We start from the raw sequence: 16802 nt of genomic DNA on the forward strand, positions 1-16802 counted from the left end.
AGCTCCTTGTTCCTCACCGTACGAACGTACCAGCGCCCGCCGCGCGGATCGTGGCCCTGCCACTACCAGCATCGGCCCGGCCTTCCTCACGGCCCGGCGGCGCCGCAAGGTGGTCGCATGACTCTTCGAACCTCCGCATCGACGCCCGCCACCACCGCCTCCGCCACCCCCGCGCCGCCGCTGGCCGCCGGGGTCTGGGAGATCGAGCCCTTCCACTCCGCCGTCAATTTCGCCATCCGCCACCTCGGCATCTCCAAGGTGCGCGGCCGCTTCTCCGACGTGCGGGCCGAGCTGGTGGTGGGTGAGCGCGTCGAGGACTCCTCGGTGACCGCCACCGTCGGGCTCGCTTCGATCGACACGGGCAACAAGGACCGGGACGCGCACGTGGTCGCCTCGGACCTGCTCGACGTCGCGAACCGGCCGACGATGACCTTCCGCTCGACCCGGATCGAGGGTGCGGGCGAGGAGTGGGTGATGGCGGGCGAGCTGACCATCGGCGACGTGACCCGGCCGGTGACGCTGGACGTGGAGTTCGGCGGCGTCGAGGAGTTCCCCGGGCAGGACCGCAGGCACGCCGGTTTCGAGGCGACGGGCGAGATCCGGCGCAGCGAGTTCGGCCTGTCCTTCGCCCCGGGAGTGCTCGGCGAGGTCGTGAAGATCCAGCTGGACATGCAGTTCCTGGAGCCCGTCGCCGGGGCCGCCGCGGAGCCTGCCGCGGAGCGGTGAGCGGCCGCCTCAGCGGTCCGTGAACACCCCGTGCCGCCCGGCGCCCGCGGCGAAACGCTCCGCGCCCCGGGCCGCGTCGGCCAGGGAGTGCAGGCCGTGGTCCAGCTCCACGTCCATCGCCTCCGGCTCGGACCGTCCGCCCTGGTCGAGCACGGAGAGCCGGTCCCGGCGCAGACAGGTCTGCGGGAACGCGGCGATCTCGGCGGCGAGCCGCTCGGCCGCGGCGCGCGCGGTGCCGACGGGCACGGTCCGGTTGACCAGCCCCATGCCGAGCGCCTCCGCCGCGCCCACGGGGCGGCCGGTCAGGATGAGGTCGAGCGCGCGGCCCTCGCCGATCAGCCGGGGCAGCCGCACGGTCCCGCCGTCGATGAGCGGGACGCCCCAGCGGCGGCAGAACACCCCGAGGACGGCGTCCTCCTCGGCGACGCGCAGGTCGCACCAGAGGGCCAGTTCGAGTCCGCCCGCGACGGCGTGGCCGGAGATCGCCGCGATCACCGGCTTGGACAGCCGCATCCGGGTGGGGCCCATGGGTCCGTCGCCGTCCCGGGACACGTCGTTGCCGTCGGGGGTGCCGATGGCCTTGAGGTCCGCGCCCGCGCAGAACGTGCCGCCCTCGCCCCACAGCACGGCGACGGCGGCGTCCGGATCGGCGTCGAAGGCGCGGAAGGCGTCGGCGAGGGCGCGGGCGGTGGGCCCGTCGACGGCGTTGCGCGCGGACGGCCTGGACAGCACGACGGTGGTGACGGGGCCTGCGCGTTCGCTGCGTACGGGCATGTGCCAAGCCGACCACGGGAACGGGGCGCCCGACAAGAGCGTGTTCGGGCCGCGGGCCTCCTGGCCACGGGGCGTACGCGCGGCGCCCCGCCCCTGGTGAGGGACGGGGCGCCGCGGGGGTGCGGGCCGGTCAGGCCTTGCGGGCCCGTGCCGTCTTCTTGGCGGCGGCCTTCTTGGGGGCGGCCTGCTTGGTGGCGGCGGCCTTCTTCGTGGCGGCGGCCTTCTTCGTGGCGGCCGTCGTCTTCGTGGCGGCCGTCTTCTTCGCCGCGGTGCCGGTCTTGGCCGTGGCGTCGGTCTTGGCCGTGGCCGTCTTCTTGGTGGCCGTGGCGCTCGCCGCCACCGCCTTCTTGGCGGCGGACTTCTTGGCGGCCGTCTTCTTCGCCGCGGCCTTCTTGGCCTGCGCCCGGCCCTGCGAGGGCAGCGCGTCACTGATCCGGTCCGCCGCGATGATGTCCCGCAGGAACTTGCCGGTGTGGCTGGTCGGCACCCCGGCGACCTCCTCCGGCGTGCCCTCGGCGACGACCAGACCGCCGCCGTTGCCCCCCTCGGGGCCCATGTCGACGACCCAGTCCGCGGTCTTGATCACGTCGAGGTTGTGCTCGATGACGATGACCGTGTTGCCCTTGTCGACCAGTCCGGACAGGACCGTGATCAGCTTGCTGATGTCCTCGAAGTGCAGACCGGTGGTCGGCTCGTCCAGGACGTACACGGTGCGGCCGGTGGACCGCTTCTGGAGCTCGGAGGCCAGCTTCACGCGCTGGGCCTCGCCGCCGGAGAGCGTGGGCGCCGACTGGCCCAGGCGCACGTACCCGAGGCCGACGTCGTGGAGCGTCCGCAGGTGCCGGGCGATGGCGGGCACGGCCTCGAAGAAGTCGAGCGCCTCCTCGATCGGCATGTCGAGGACCTCGGCGATGGACTTGCCCTTGTAGTGGACGTCCAGCGTCTCGCGGTTGTACCGCGCGCCGTGGCAGACCTCGCACGGGACGTACACGTCCGGGAGGAAGTTCATCTCGATCTTGATCGTGCCGTCACCGGAGCAGTTCTCGCAGCGCCCGCCCTTGACGTTGAAGGAGAAGCGGCCGGGGAGGTAGCCCCGCACCTTCGCCTCCGTCGTCTCGGCGAAGAGCCTGCGGACGTGGTCGAAGACTCCGGTGTAGGTCGCCGGGTTCGACCGCGGGGTGCGGCCGATGGGCGACTGGTCGACGTGCACGACCTTGTCGACGAGGTCGTCGCCGTCCACGCGCGTGTGGCGGCCGGGGACGGACCGGGCGCCGTTCAGCTCGCGGGCCAGGTGCGTGTACAGGATGTCGTTCACGAGCGTCGACTTGCCCGAGCCCGAGACGCCCGTGACCGCCGTGAGCACGCCGAGCGGGAAGGAGACGTCGATGTCCTGGAGGTTGTTCTCCCGGGCGCCGTGCACCGTGAGCTGCCGGGACGGGTCGGCGGGGCGGCGCAGGTCCGGGACCGGGATGGACTTCTTGCCCGAGAGGTACTGCCCGGTGATCGACTTGTCGTTGGCGAGGAGCTCCTTCATGGAGCCGCTGTGCACGACCTTGCCGCCGTGCTCGCCCGCGCCGGGGCCGATGTCCACGACCCAGTCGGCGACCTTGATGGTGTCCTCGTCGTGCTCCACGACGATCAGGGTGTTACCCATGTCGCGCAGGCGGACGAGGGTCTCGATCAGGCGGTGGTTGTCCCGCTGGTGCAGGCCGATGGACGGCTCGTCCAGGACGTAGAGCACGCCGACGAGGCCGGAGCCGATCTGGGTGGCCAGGCGGATGCGCTGGGCCTCGCCTCCGGAGAGGGTGCCCGCGGCGCGGTTCAGCGAGAGGTAGTCCAGGCCGACGTCGACCAGGAACCGCAGGCGTTCGTTGACCTCCTTCAGGACGCGCTCGGCGATCTTCTTGTCGCGGGCGCCCAGCTTCAGCTCTGCGAGGAAGTCCGCGCAGTCGCTGATGGACATCGCCGAGACCTCGGCGATGGACTTCCCCATGACCGAGACGGCCAGGACGATCGGCTTGAGGCGGGTTCCCTCACAGGTGGGGCAGGGCACCTCGCGCATGTAGCCCTCGAAGCGCTCGCGGCTCGCGTCGCTCTCGGCCTCGCTGTGCCGGCGCTTGACGAAGGGGACGGCACCTTCGAAGGCGGTGGTGTAGACCCGCTCGCGGCCGTAGCGGTTGCGGTAGCGGACCTCGATCTGGGTCTTGTGGCCGTACAGGAGCGCCTTCTTGGCGCGCTGGGGCAGGCCCGCCCAGGGCATGTCGGTGGAGAAGCCGAGGGCGTCGGCGAGTGCTCCCACGAGCCGGCCGAAGTAGTCCTTGGTGTGGCCGTGCGACCAGGGGTGGACGGCGCCCTCGTCGAGCGACTTGTCCTCGTCGGGGACGATCAGCTCCGGGTCGACCTCCATGCGCGTGCCGATGCCGGTGCAGTCCGGACAGGCGCCGAAGGGCGAGTTGAAGGAGAAGGAGCGGGGCTCCAGCTCCTCGAAGGACAGGTCGTCGTACGGGCAGTAGAGGTGCTCCGAGTACATCCGCTCGCGCTCGGGGTCGTCCTCGGGGAGGTCGACGAAGTCGAGCACGACCATGCCGCCGGCGAGGCCGAGCGCGGTCTCCACGGAGTCGGTCAGGCGGCGCTTGGCGGAGTCCTTCACCGTCAGGCGGTCGATGACCACCTCGATGGTGTGCTTCTCCTGCTTCTTCAGCGTGGGCGGCTCGGAGAGCTGGATCGTCTCGCCGTCGACCCGGGCGCGGCTGTAGCCCTTGGTCTGCAGGTCGGCGAAGAGGTCGACGAACTCGCCCTTGCGCTCGCGCACCAGCGGGGACAGGACCTGGAAGCGGCTGCCCTCGGGCAGTTCGAGGACCTTGTCGACGATGGCCTGCGGCGACTGGCGGGAGATGGGCCTGCCGCACTCGGGGCAGTGCGGCTTGCCGATGCGCGCGAAGAGCAGGCGCAGGTAGTCGTAGACCTCGGTGATGGTGCCGACCGTCGAGCGCGGGTTGCGCGAGGTCGACTTCTGGTCGATGGAGACCGCCGGGGAGAGGCCCTCGATGAAGTCGACGTCGGGCTTGTCCATCTGGCCGAGGAACTGCCGGGCGTACGAGGACAGCGACTCGACGTAGCGCCGCTGGCCCTCGGCGAAGATCGTGTCGAACGCGAGCGAGGACTTGCCCGACCCGGAGAGACCGGTGAAGACGATGAGGGAGTCACGCGGGAGGTCGAGCGAGACGTTCTTGAGATTGTGCTCGCGCGCGCCACGGACGATGAGACGGTCGGCCACGCCGGTCCGCACCTTTCTTGAGAGTGGTGACAGGGGTGAAACCCCCGTCGTTCACAGACTAGGGCGAGCCACTGACAACGCCGGGCCGCTTCCCTGGTTCCACGTACACAACAAACCCGGACCTTCAAGAATGCCCGATGCCGCCCCCGACCATATAGCACGTGCATTCGATTTGCGGGCCGCCCCTGACACCTTCACCCGAAGGTGTGGCGCGGCTATCGTCGACCGCATGATTGATCATGTGCGCGACCTGGCGTCTGTACGTGACGCGACCGACCGACTGCTCACCGCAGCGGCGAAACTGAACAACGATTCGACCGCCGAGCCGTCACGGCTTCCCGGCTGGAGCCGCGGCCACGTCCTGGCCCACCTCGCGCGGAACGCCGACGCCCTGGTGAACGTCCTCGCGGGGCGCCCCATGTACCCGAGTGCCGAGACCCGGGACGCGGACATAGCGCGGGACGCCCCGCGGGCGCTCGCCGAGCAGCTGGAGGACGTGCGGCAGAGCGCGGCGGGCTTCGAGGCGCAGGCCGCGCTCCCCGCGGACTGGTCGCGCACGATCACCCTGCGCAACGGCGTCACCGACTCCGCGTCCCGCGTGCCGTTCCGGCGCTGGGTGGAGGTCGAGCTGCACCACGTCGACCTGGGGATCGGGTACGAGCTGGAGGACCTGCCGGCGGATTTCGTCCGCCGCGAGATCACCTTCCTGGCGTCCCGCTTCTCGGGGAACCCCGACGTGCCCGCCACCCGCGTCACGGACGGCACGCACGCGTGGAGCACCGGCCGGGACGGCGAGCCCGAGATCACCGTCTCGGGGCCCGCGCCGGACCTGGTGGGCTGGCTCGCCGGCCGCCGCGACGGTTCCGCGCTGACGGCCGAAGGCGGCCTCCTGCCCGCGCTGCCCCCGCTATAGGCTGGCGCACATGACGTACAGCGGAGCGGTGAAGGTCGGCGGACCGGCGGACGTGCACGAACTCCAGGATCTGATGATCTCGAAGGTCGCGGTCGGGCCGATGGACAACAACGCCTACCTGCTGCGCTGCCGGGCCACCGGTGAGCAGCTGCTGATCGACGCGGCGAACGACGCCGCGACGCTGCTCACGCTGATCGGTGACGACGGCATCGCGTCCGTCGTCACCACCCATCAGCACGGCGACCACTGGCAGGCCCTCGCCGAGGTCGTGTCGGCGACGGGCGCGCGGACGTTCGCGGGCCGCGAGGACGCCCCGGGCATCCCGGTCGCCACGGACGTCGCGGTCGACGACGGCGACACGGTCACGGTGGGCCGGGTGTCCCTGACCGCGCGGCACCTGGTGGGCCACACCCCGGGCTCGATCGCGCTGGTCTACGACGACCCGCACGGCCACCCGCACGTGTTCACCGGCGACTGCCTCTTCCCGGGCGGCGTCGGCAACACCTGGCAGGACCCGGACGCCTTCGCGAGCCTGATCGCCGACGTCGAGACGAAGATCTTCGGCGCGCTGCCGGACGAGACGTGGGTGTATCCCGGCCACGGCGGCGACACGACGCTCGGCGCCGAGCGCCCGCACCTGGCGGAGTGGCGCGCGCGGGGCTGGTGAGACGTCAGGCCCCGGCGATGCCGGGGGCGCGCGTCACGCCCCGGCGGCGACCAGCGCCGCCACCCGCTCGACGGCGAACGCGTACCCCTGCACGCCGCACCCCGCGATGACCCCGTCGGCGCGCTGTGAGACGTAGCTGTGGTGCCGGAACGCCTCGCGCTGGTGGATGTTGGAGATGTGCACCTCCACCACCGGCATGCCGTCACAGGTGTTGAGCGCGTCCAGGATCGCGACGGACGTGTGCGAGTAGGCGGCGGGGTTGATGACGATGCCCGCGTGGTGCTCGCGCGCCTCGTGGATCCAGTCGACCAACTCGCCCTCGTGGTTGCTCTGCCGCAGGTCCACGGTCCCGCCGTGCGCCGCGGCCGCCCCGGCGCACAGGGCCTCGACGTCGGCCAGCGTGTCGGTGCCGTAGATCTCGGGCTGGCGGCGGCCGAGGAGGTTCAGGTTCGGGCCGTTCAGGATCATGATCGGGGCGGTGGCGAGGCTGCGCGTCATAGGGGAGGTCTATCACGCGGCCTCCGCGCGGCAGGCGCCACCGTCGTACGCCGGGATGATCTCCGCACCTCCGCGCGCCGCTACGGGGTGACCGCGAGTTCCAGGAACGCCGCGAACAGCACCAGGTGGACGCCGCCCTGCAGGGGGGTGGCGCGGCCGGGCACGACCGTGAGCGTGCCGACGATCACGGTCAGCGCGAGCAGCACCATGTGGGTCGAGCTCAGCCCGAGCACGAGCGGCCCCGACAGCCACACGGAGGCGACGGCGACGGCCGGGATGGTCAGGCCGATGCTGGCCATCGCCGAGCCGAGGGCGAGGTTCAGGCTGGTCTGCACGCGGTCGCGGCGGGTGGCGCGCACGGCCGCGATGGTCTCCGGGAGCAGCACGAGGAGCGCGATGACCACACCGACGACGGCGTGCGGCATGCCGGCGCTCTCCACGCCCGACTCGATCGTCGGGGAGACGCCCTTGGCGAGGCCGACCACGCCGATCAGGGCCAGGGCGAGCAGCCCGAGGCTGAGCAGCGCCTGCCGGGAGGAGGGCCCCTCGGCGTGGCTGTCGGCGTCGATGACCTCGCCCTGCTTGGTGATGGGCAGGAAGTAGTCGCGGTGCCGCACGGTCTGGGTGGTCACGAAGATGCCGTAGAGGACGATCGAGGCGATCGCGGCGAAGGTCAGCTGACCGGTGGAGAACTCCGGGCCCTGCTTGGTGGTGGTGAAGGTCGGCAGGACCAGGCAGAGGGTGGCCAGGGTGGCGACGGTCGCGAGGGCCGCGCCGGTGCCCTCGGGGTTGAAGACGGCGACGCGGTGGCGCAGCGCACCCACCAGGAGGCAGAGTCCGACGATGCCGTTGCAGGTGATCATCACGGCGGCGAAGACGGTGTCCCGCGCGAGGGTGGCACTCTTGTCGCCGCCGTCGGCCATCAGGGTGACGATCAGCGCCACCTCGATGATGGTGACGGCGACCGCGAGGACGAGGGAGCCGAAGGGTTCCCCGACGCGGTGGGCGATCACCTCGGCGTGGTGGACGGCGGCGAGCACCGCCCCGGCGAGGATCAGCGTGACCAGGGCGACGAGCAGGCCCGGCAGGTCCCGCCCCCAGGTGAGCGCGAGGAGAACGATCGCGAGGACCGGCACGAGGGCCGTCCACTGCATGCCGAGCGCCCGGAGCCGAGTGACCATGACTCGATGCTGCCCCGGGCGTCTGGGTGCCGCTACTCGGTGCTCCCCGCCCGGTGCCCCGGGCGGGGAGCGAGGACCGTCAGGCCTCGACGCTGTCCTTCTCGGCGTCCTCGCCGGCCTCGGCCGCCGCCTGCTCCTGCTTCTTGGAGGCGATGAGGCTGGTGATCGTGGTGATCACCAGGACGCCGCAGATGACGCCCAGCGAGACCGGGATGGAGATCTCGGGGACGTGCACGCCGTTCTCGTGGAGGGCGTGCAGGACGAGCTTCACGCCGATGAAGCCGAGGATCACCGACAGGCCGTAGCTGAGGTGGACCAGCTTCCTGAGCAGGCCGCCGATGAGGAAGTACAGCTGGCGCAGACCCATCAGGGCGAAGGCGTTGGCGGTGAAGACGATGTACGGGTCCTGGGTGAGGCCGAAGATCGCGGGGATGGAGTCCATCGCGAAGAGGACGTCGGTGGTGCCGATGGCGAGCATGACGACCATGAGGGGCGTCATGATGCGCTTGCCGTTCTTCCGGATGAAGAGCTTGGTGCCCTCGTACCGGTCGGAGACGCCGAACTTCTTCTCGATGGACTTCAGGAGGCGGTTCTCCTCCCAGTCCTCTTCCTCGTCGTCGGCCCGGGCCTCCTGGATGAGCTTCCAGGCGGTGTAGATCAGGAACGCGCCGAAGATGTAGAAGACCCACGAGAAGTTGGCGATGACCGCGGCGCCGGCGGCGATGAAGATCGCTCGCAGGACCAGGGCGATCAGCACGCCGAACAGCAGCACGCGCTGCTGGAGGTGGGAGGGCACCGAGAACTTCGCCATGATCAGGATGAAGACGAAGAGGTTGTCCACGGAGAGGGACTTCTCGGTGATGAAGCCGGCGAAGAACTCACCGGACGCCTGGCTCTCGCCCGCGACCAGCAGGCCGACGCCGAAGAGCGCCGCGAGGACGATCCAGACGATCGTCCAGATTCCGGCTTCCTTGATCGACACGTCATGGGGCTTGCGCCCGATGAAGAAGTCGACCGCGATCAGGGCACACAGACCGAGAACGGTCGTCACCCACAGGGTCATTGAAACGTCCACTGCGCCTCCGGCGTCGTACGGCTACTGATCAGCGTCGTCGCTGCCGGAGGTCTCTTCCACCCGAGGCGGTCACCGCCATGAATCGGGCCGACGCCCCGGGACCGATGGCGGTCCGTATTGACGGGTACGTCGCAGCCGGGAGTACTCCCCTCCGCAGGTAGAAGCGTACGCGAAACACCAAGCATTGGTAAAGGAGATGGCAAACAAGAGCCAAAAGGCCAGGTCAGGGCGGGTCAAAAGTCGCTTTAACGTCAACCTCGGGGCGCGCGGGCGGTCCGGGAGCCCGCGCCCGCCGTCAGCGCCCGCCGTTGCGCCGGGCCGTGGCCACCCGCTCGACGACCTCCCGCAGGACCTGGCTGCCGGGCGGGAACACCGGCGGGTCGTACGTCCAGGCATGGCCGACCCAGGGGTCGGCGAGGTGGTCGTCGGGCACCGGCGTCAGGCGCAGCAGCGCCCGCCACAGGGGGTCGAGCAGCGGGCCGTAGGCGGCGGCGTCCTCACGGTCGGCGACCATCATGAGGTGGACGCCGACGGCCGGGCCCTCGTCCGCGAGGTAGCGCAGCATGGTCACCGCGCGGTCGTCGAAGCCGTGCGGGAAGTCGTTGACGATCAGGAGCTGCTCGGCGGTGTCGAGGTCCGGGGGCAGGGCATCGGCGGCACCGCCGCGGACGGCCATCTGCACCAGGTCGACGCGCTGGGTGAGCCGGCCGAGGACCTCGCTGACCCCCGCCGCCCCCGCGGCCGGGGGCCCGGCGAGCACCCCGGCGCCCGTGAGCGGCGCGAACGCGGCCGCGGCGGCGCCCGCCGCGTCGATGACGTGCACCTGGAACCGGCCCGCCGGATAGGCGGCGAGCAGCCGGGCCGCGTGCGCGACCGCGGTGTCCACGGCGAGGCGGCGCAGCTCGGTGACGTCGGTGGCGTGGTTGGTGAGGGCCTTGCCGCTGTCGATCCACAGGCCGCGCTCCAGGGGGAGCCGGACGAGCATCGGGATCCGCAGGTCGACGCGCTCGGGGAGGTGCAGGTCGCCGAGGCGCAGCGCCATGGGGATCTCCATGGGCGCGCGGTAGCCGTGCCAGACGGGGCTGCTCCACGCCGCGTACGCCGGGGGCAGGGCGGGCTCGACGACGTCGGCCTCGGCGGCGAGCTGGGCGAGGTCGCGGTCCAGGGCGGCCCGGGCCCGGCCGACCAGGTCGGCGTGCCGGGCGCGGGCGGTCTCCCGCGCGGCGTCGCCGGTGCCGCCGATACGGCTGCGCGGGTCGGACAGGACCTTGTCGAGCTCCTGCTCCATGCGGGAGTCGGCGAAGTCGACGGCGCTGCGGTAGGCGGCCGTGGTGCGGGCCAGGTCCTCGAACATGCCCCACACCTGGTTGTAGAGCCGCTCCTCCATGGACCAGCCGGTGGCGTCGCCCGCGACGGGCCGCGCGGGCGTGCCGGGCGGGGCCGGGGGCGCGGTGGGGGCGGGCGGCGGGGGTGCGGTGGTCTGCCGGCCGGGGTGGGTGTAGTTGACCGGGCCGCCCTCTCCCTGCGGGTCGGCGGGGGTGCTGCCCGGCTGTCCCTGGGGCGGCGGGGCCTGTCCGGGCGGCGGGACCGGCTCGCCGTGCGCCGGGGTGGCCGGGCCCGGGGGGCCGGTGCGCACACGGGCGTCGTCGGCGGGCCGCGCGGGCGGCGCGGCGACGGACCGGGCCAGGCCCCGTGCCACCGCGTCGTTGATCGCGCCGGCCAGCTCGCGGGCCTCGGGCAGGCCCTGGTCGGTGAGCATCTCGGCGAGGCCGCCCGCGTACCCCTGGCCGACGGCGCGGACCTTCCAGGCGCCCTGGCGGCGGTAGAGCTCCAGGGCGACGACGGCGGACTCGGTGTCCAGGTCGGTGATGGTGTAGCTGGCGGCCTCGGCGCCGTCGAGCGTGGTGACCGCGACGAAGGGGGCGGCGAGGGCCCGGAAGCCGGCCGGTCCCCCGACGCCGACGGGCAGGGCGAGCAGCACGCTGACCCGGTGGACGGGGTCCGGCAGGGCGTCGAGGTCCACGGCGAGCCGGTGGTCGGCGGCGGCCTGCCGGGAGACTTCGAGGCCCGGCAGGGTGGGCGAGCCCGGGTGGGCCACCCACTCCACACCGCGCACCCTGCCCTGCTCGTCGCCGAGCGTGGCACCGGCCACGACCGGCCCGCCGGCCGACACGCGGATCTCCAGGCGGGTCCCCGGAAGCGGGTGGTTCTGCCCCCGCACCAGCTCGGCCGTCATCGCCTTGTTCCCCCTTGCAGGGCTCCCGTCGAGCCCTCGTACTGCGTACGTCGACTGCGTCCGTACGGACGGTGCTGCTGTCAGGTGTGCGGCTGTCGGGTGCGGTGCGCGGGCGCGCCTACAGGTGCGGCAGGCGCCTACAGGTGCGGCAGGCGCCTACAGGTGCGGCAGGATCGAGGGCATCAGGTCCTGGAAGGTGCGGCCGTTGGCGGGGTTGCCGATGGCCGTCATCTGCCAGCCCGCGCCCACGCGGTGCACCTTCGCCATGATCTGCGCGGTGTACTGGCCGCCGCCGTCGAGGGTGTAGCGCGCGAGCTCCTGGCCGTTGGTCTCGTCGACCAGGCGGCAGAAGGCGTTCTGCACCTCCTGGAAGGTCTGGCCGGTGAAGGAGTTCACCGTGAAGACGATCTGGTCGATGTGGACGGGGATGCGCTGGAGGTCGACGAGGATCGCCTCGTCGTCGCCGCCCTGGCCGACGCCGCCGACGAGGTTGTCGCCGGTGTGCCGCACCGAGCCGTCGTCGCTGACCAGGTGGCGGAAGAAGACGACGTCCACCGGCTGCTTGTCCGCGAACAGCACCGCCGAGGCGTCCAGGTCGACCTCGCGGGTGCGCGAGCCGAACAGGCCGCGGCGCGGGGCCGCCTGCCACCCGAGTCCCATGCGCACCGCGGTCAGGGCGCCCCCGTCGTCCTTCTGCAGGCTGATGGCCTGACCCTTGGTCATGTTGACCGTCACGCGCTGTCCCCTCTCGAACTGCCTGGGCAACCGCCTGTTGCGGTTGCCCAGCACCCTATGTAGCGCGACCTGCGGAGCAGCAGTCCGGGCCGCACTTTGTGGCGGTCTTGCAACAGACCGGGCAGTACGCCACATCTGCCGCCCCAGAAGTGCCCCCGGTCATCTCCTGCCCGGGCGGCGGTGGCCCTGCGATCTCCGCGGGCCCGCTGCGCCCGGCGCGGCACCTCCTAGGGGGCGTCTCTCCGATCTTCGTGGACAGGCCGCGGCGTCTGGTGCGGTGCATCGCCGTGCGGCCGGGCCGCCCTCGTACTGGTGGTACGTGGGCGGCCCGGCCGTGCGGCGAGGTGCCCTGCCAGGCGCCGCGGACCCGCGAAGATCGGAGAGACGCCCCCTAGGCCTGGCCCGCCTCCCGCATCTGCCGCAGCTCCTTCTTCATCTCCGACACCTCGTCGCGCAGCCGGGCGGCGATCTCGAACTGCAGGTCGGCGGCGGCCGTGCGCATGCGCGCGGTCATCTCCTCGATCTGCTCGGCCAGCTCGGCCGCGGGGCGGTCGGTGGGAACGGTCTCCGCGGCCTTCTTGCCCTTGCCCTTGGCCTTGGCTGTCGTGGCCGCCTTGCCGGCCTTGGCCGTCTCGCCGCCGAGCGCGGGCACCGGCGCCTTGGCGCCCTTGCCCGCCTTCGGCTTGCGGTAGTCGGAGCCGAGGAGCTGCTCGGTGTCGACCTCCTCGCGCGCGATGGCCGAGACGATGTCGTTGATCTTCTTGCGCAGCGGCTGCGGGTCGATGCCCCGCTCGGTGTTGTACGCGATCTGCTTCTCCCGGCGACGGTTGGTCTCGTCGATGGCCTTCTCCATGGCCGGGGTGATCTTGTCGGCGTACATGTGGACCTGGCCGGAGACGTTGCGCGCGGCGCGGCCGATGGTCTGGATCAGGGAGGTCCCCGAGCGCAGGAAGCCCTCCTTGTCCGCGTCGAGGATCGCCACCAGGGAGACCTCGGGCAGGTCGAGGCCCTCGCGCAGGAGGTTGATGCCGACCAGGACGTCGAACTCGCCGGCCCGCAGCTCGCGCAGCAGCTCGACGCGGCGCAGGGTGTCGACGTCGCTGTGCAGGTAGCGGACCTGGATGCCGAGCTCGAGGAAGTAGTCGGTGAGGTCCTCGGCCATCTTCTTGGTGAGGGTGGTGACCAGGACGCGCTCGTCCTTCTCGGTGCGGGTGCGGATCTCGTGCACCAGGTCGTCGATCTGGCCCTCGGTGGGCTTGACGACGACCTCGGGGTCGACCAGGCCGGTGGGGCGGATGATCTGCTCCACATAGCCGTCGCCGCGCGAGAGCTCGTACTTGCCGGGGGTCGCCGAGAGGTAGACCGTCTGCCCGATGCGGCCGAGGAACTCCTCCCACTTCAGCGGGCGGTTGTCCAGCGCGGAGGGGAGGCGGAAGCCGTGGTCGACGAGGGTGCGCTTGCGGGAGGCGTCGCCCTCGTACATCGCGCCGATCTGCGGGACCGTGACGTGCGACTCGTCCAGGACGAGGAGGAAGTCGTCCGGGAAGTAGTCGATGAGGGTGTTGGGCGCGGAGCCGGGCTCGCGGCCGTCGAAGTGCATGGAGTAGTTCTCCACGCCGGAGCAGGAGCCGATCTGGCGGAGCATCTCCAGGTCGTACGTGGTGCGCATGCGCAGGCGCTGGGCCTCCAGCATCTTGCCCTGCTTCTCGAGCTCGGCCAGGCGCTCGCCGAGCTCCTTCTCGATGCCGTTGACCGCCTTCTCCATGCGCTCGGGGCCCGCCACGTAGTGCGAGGCGGGGAAGACGTACAGGTGGTCGTCGTCGCTGATGACCTCGCCGGTGAGCGGGTGGAGGGTGGAGAGGGCCTCGATCTCGTCGCCGAACATCTCGATGCGGACGGCCAGCTCCTCGTAGACCGGGAAGATCTCGATGGTGTCGCCGCGGACGCGGAAGGTGCCGCGGGTGAACGCGAGGTCGTTGCGCGTGTACTGGATGTCGACGAAGCGGCGCAGGAGCTGGTCCCGGTCGATCTCGTCGCCGACCTTGAGCGGGACCATGCGGTCCACGTACTCCTGGGGGGTGCCGAGGCCGTAGATGCAGGAGACCGAGGCGACCACGACGACGTCGCGGCGGGTGAGCAGCGAATTCGTCGCGGAGTGGCGCAGGCGCTCCACTTCCTCGTTGATCGAGGAGTCCTTCTCGATGTAGGTGTCCGACTGCGGGACGTACGCCTCGGGCTGGTAGTAGTCGTAGTACGAGACGAAGTACTCCACCGCGTTGTTCGGCAGGAGCTCGCGGAACTCGTTCGCCAGCTGGGCGGCCAGTGTCTTGTTCGGCGCCATCACCAGGGTGGGGCGCTGGAGCTTCTCGATCATCCACGCGGTGGTGGCCGACTTGCCGGTGCCGGTCGCGCCGAGGAGGACGACGTCCTTCTCGCCCGCGCGGATGCGTCGGTCCAGCTCGGCGATGGCCGCCGGCTGGTCACCGCTGGGCTGGTACGGGCTGACGACCTCGAAGGGTGCCACCGTGCGTTCGATCTTGGATACGGGCCGCATGGAAACCACCGTACGACCCCGCACTGACAACCGGGCCGGATCGGCCGTCCCGCGGCGTCCCGCGGCCGGGCCCGGCGGGGTCGCCGGGCCCGCCGCTCACCAGTTCTGCGGGGTGCGGGAGCCGGGGCGGGTGCGGGAGCGGGGCCGGGTCCTGCGGCGGGCGACCGGCATGTGGCGGTCGCCGGAGCGCGGGACGGGGTAGGACTGCCGGCTGCGGCCGCCGCTCGCGGGGTTCCTGACGTCGGCCTGGCCGCCCATCACCATGAGCGGGTCGAACATGACGATCACGCCCGCAAGGAGCAGGAAGGCGAGCGGGCCGATCATCATGGGCGCGAGGATCTCGGCGGGCGAGTCGCCGGGCGGCATGGCGTCCGAGCCGTGCAGGTGGACGCTGAGCCCCGCCATGCCCATGTAGTGCATGCCGCTCACCGCGAGCCCCATGACCAGGCTCGCGCCCAGGCTCCACAGGATGCCTCTGACCTGCCCGGCCGCCCAGAGCGCGGCGGTCGCGGCGACCATCGCGATCACGACGGACGCGGCGACGGTCAGGGTGTTGTACTCCAGCGTCCCGCGCAGGCGCATACCGGCCATGCCCAGGTAGTGCATCGAGGCGACGCCCAGGCCGGTGACCGTCCCGCCGGTGAAGAGGGCGGTGCCCGTGGCGCCGCGGTAGCCGACGATGAAGATGCCGATGCCGACCATGACGATGGCGACGGCGAGGCTCGCGAAGGTCAGCGCCTTGTCGTAGCGGATCGGGGCCTCGTCGACGGTGAAGCCCATCATCGCGATGAAGTGCATGGTCCAGATCCCGGACCCGATCGCCGCCGAGCCGAGCGCCAGCCAGCCGGGCCGCCAGGAGTGCGCGACGAGCAGCGATCTGGTGGTGCAGCGCAGCCCGAGCGCCCCTCCCAGACAGGCCATGAGATAGGCCACCACCGGTGTGACGACTCCGTAGCTGAACCCGTCGACCGTGCCCTGCATGCGCGGTAGCCCTTCCGCCTGTCGTGCCCAAATGCTGTAAAAACGTGCCGTTCACCCCCTGCCGGCCGCCATCTGAAAGGCCGTCGGCTGAGGCTGAGAGTAAAGCTCACGCCGGAACGTACGAACGATTTTCCGGCAAAGAATCGCGTTCCCCACGCGCGGGGTCCTCGACTTTGATGACTCCGTTCAACCTGTGGCCATCCTGCACCTGCTTCCCGTTGGCCGCGGACTGTCACTGTCGTCCGGTCCGTGAACTCGACACGAGGAGTACCCGTGTACGCACGTGCTGCCACCACCGTCGCCCTCCTCGGAGCCGGTGCGCTCGTCCTCCCCCTCAGCACCGCCGCCGCGCAGCCCGGGTCCGCCCCCACCTCCGCCCCCGCCTCCTCCGCCGCCGCCCGGCACGACAGGCCGCTGGTCGTCGCCCACCGCGGCGCCTCGGCGCAGGCCCCCGAGAACACCTTCGCGGCCATCGACCGGGCCCGTGAACTGGGCTTCACCTGGGTCGAGAACGACGTCCAGCGGACCAGGGACGGCGAACTGGTGATCATGCACGACGACACCCTGAAGCGCACGACCAACGTCGAGGCGCTCTACCCCGACCGCGCGCCCTGGAAGGTCGCGGACTTCACCGCCAAGGAGATCGCCCGGCTCGACGCGGGCAGCTGGTTCAGCCCGAAGTACGCGGGTCAGCGCGTGCCCACCCTGAAGCAGTACCTGCGGCGGGTGTCGCACAACCACCAGAAGCTGGTCTTCGAGTTCAAGCGGCCCGAGCTCTACCCGGGCATCGAGAAGCAGGGCCTGCGGGTCCTGCGCGACACGGGCTGGCTCGACCGGCACCACGTCACGGGCAAGCTGGTCGTCCAGAGCTTCAGCGCCGACAGCGTGAAGAAGGTGCACGCGCTGCGCCCCGATGTGAAGACGGGCTTCCTGGGCACCCCCGCGGTCGCCGACCTGCCGAAGTACGCGCGCTTCGCCGACCAGATCAACTCGACGCACACCTCGATCTCCGGCTCCTACGTCTCCGCGATCCACGCCCGCAAGGGGCCGCACGGCAAGCCGCTGGAGATCTTCACCTGGACCGTCAACGACGGCCCGGCCGCGGTGCGCGCCGCGCGCTTCGGGGTGAACGGGATCATCACCAACACTCCGGACGTCGTCCGCAAGGCGCTCCGCGACAGCTGA

13 protein-coding genes are annotated in these 16802 nt (G+C 71.4%); 4 read left to right on the forward strand and 9 right to left on the reverse strand.

The genetic code is table 11. The annotated features are described in order from the left end of the window. The first annotated feature begins 117 nt into the window (after nt 1-117). The gene (locus tag ACFYXE_RS33220) at nt 118-726 is read left to right on the forward strand and encodes a YceI family protein (RefSeq protein WP_361175189.1); all 609 of its coding nucleotides are present in this window, start codon (nt 118-120) and stop codon (nt 724-726) included. 9 nt (nt 727-735) lie between these two features. On the opposite strand, the gene ACFYXE_RS33225 is transcribed toward ACFYXE_RS33220, so the two are convergent. Together ACFYXE_RS33225 and uvrA are read right to left on the reverse strand one after the other, a co-directional pair. After that, entirely contained in the window at nt 736-1500 is a 765-nt protein-coding gene (locus ACFYXE_RS33225) for a crotonase/enoyl-CoA hydratase family protein (protein WP_389319011.1), read from the reverse strand. 130 nt (nt 1501-1630) lie between these two features. Then, on the reverse strand, nt 1631-4777 hold the full coding sequence (gene uvrA / locus ACFYXE_RS33230; RefSeq protein ID WP_389319013.1) for an excinuclease ABC subunit UvrA: 3147 nt from the start codon (nt 4775-4777) through the stop codon (nt 1631-1633). A gap of 229 nt (nt 4778-5006) precedes the next feature. Here uvrA and ACFYXE_RS33235 point away from each other — a divergent pair, with 229 nt between their 5' ends. Together ACFYXE_RS33235 and ACFYXE_RS33240 are read left to right on the forward strand one after the other, a co-directional pair. Further along, entirely contained in the window at nt 5007-5690 is a 684-nt protein-coding gene (locus ACFYXE_RS33235; RefSeq protein ID WP_389319015.1) for a maleylpyruvate isomerase family mycothiol-dependent enzyme, read from the forward strand. 10 nt (nt 5691-5700) lie between these two features. Beyond that, entirely contained in the window at nt 5701-6357 is a 657-nt protein-coding gene (locus tag ACFYXE_RS33240; RefSeq protein WP_389319017.1) for an MBL fold metallo-hydrolase, read from the forward strand. Between the two features lie 33 nt (nt 6358-6390). Here the strand turns inward: ACFYXE_RS33240 and aroQ are convergent, their stop codons facing one another. From aroQ to ACFYXE_RS33275, 7 genes are all read right to left on the reverse strand, one after another. Then, on the reverse strand, nt 6391-6855 hold the full coding sequence (aroQ, locus tag ACFYXE_RS33245) for a type II 3-dehydroquinate dehydratase (RefSeq protein WP_361171623.1): 465 nt from the start codon (nt 6853-6855) through the stop codon (nt 6391-6393). An 80-nt stretch (nt 6856-6935) separates the two neighbouring features. After that, entirely contained in the window at nt 6936-8036 is a 1101-nt protein-coding gene (locus ACFYXE_RS33250) for a calcium:proton antiporter (protein WP_361171626.1), read from the reverse strand. 79 nt (nt 8037-8115) lie between these two features. Next, nucleotides 8116-9111, reverse strand: a complete 996-nt coding sequence (locus ACFYXE_RS33255; RefSeq protein ID WP_389319020.1) for a TerC family protein — start codon at nt 9109-9111, stop codon at nt 8116-8118. A gap of 295 nt (nt 9112-9406) precedes the next feature. After that, nucleotides 9407-11347 carry a TerD family protein gene (locus ACFYXE_RS33260; RefSeq protein ID WP_389319022.1) on the reverse strand — a complete coding sequence of 647 codons (1941 nt, stop codon included), beginning with the start codon at nt 11345-11347 and terminating at the stop codon, nt 9407-9409. Between the two features lie 156 nt (nt 11348-11503). Next, nucleotides 11504-12082, reverse strand: a complete 579-nt coding sequence (locus ACFYXE_RS33265; protein ID WP_389319024.1) for a TerD family protein — start codon at nt 12080-12082, stop codon at nt 11504-11506. A gap of 391 nt (nt 12083-12473) precedes the next feature. Further along, entirely contained in the window at nt 12474-14636 is a 2163-nt protein-coding gene (gene uvrB, locus ACFYXE_RS33270; protein WP_389319026.1) for an excinuclease ABC subunit UvrB, read from the reverse strand. Nucleotides 14637-14732: 96 nt separating this feature from the next. Continuing rightward, complete coding sequence (locus tag ACFYXE_RS33275; RefSeq protein ID WP_389319028.1) at nt 14733-15617, reverse strand: MHYT domain-containing protein; 885 nt, start codon at nt 15615-15617, stop codon at nt 14733-14735. Nucleotides 15618-15890: 273 nt separating this feature from the next. Between ACFYXE_RS33275 and ACFYXE_RS33280 the strand changes: the two genes are divergently transcribed. Next, nucleotides 15891-16802 carry a glycerophosphodiester phosphodiesterase gene (locus ACFYXE_RS33280; protein ID WP_389319030.1) on the forward strand — a complete coding sequence of 304 codons (912 nt, stop codon included), beginning with the start codon at nt 15891-15893 and terminating at the stop codon, nt 16800-16802.

The sequence above is a fragment of the Streptomyces sp. NPDC002564 genome (assembly GCF_042889645.1).
Lineage (GTDB): Bacteria > Actinomycetota > Actinomycetes > Streptomycetales > Streptomycetaceae > Streptomyces.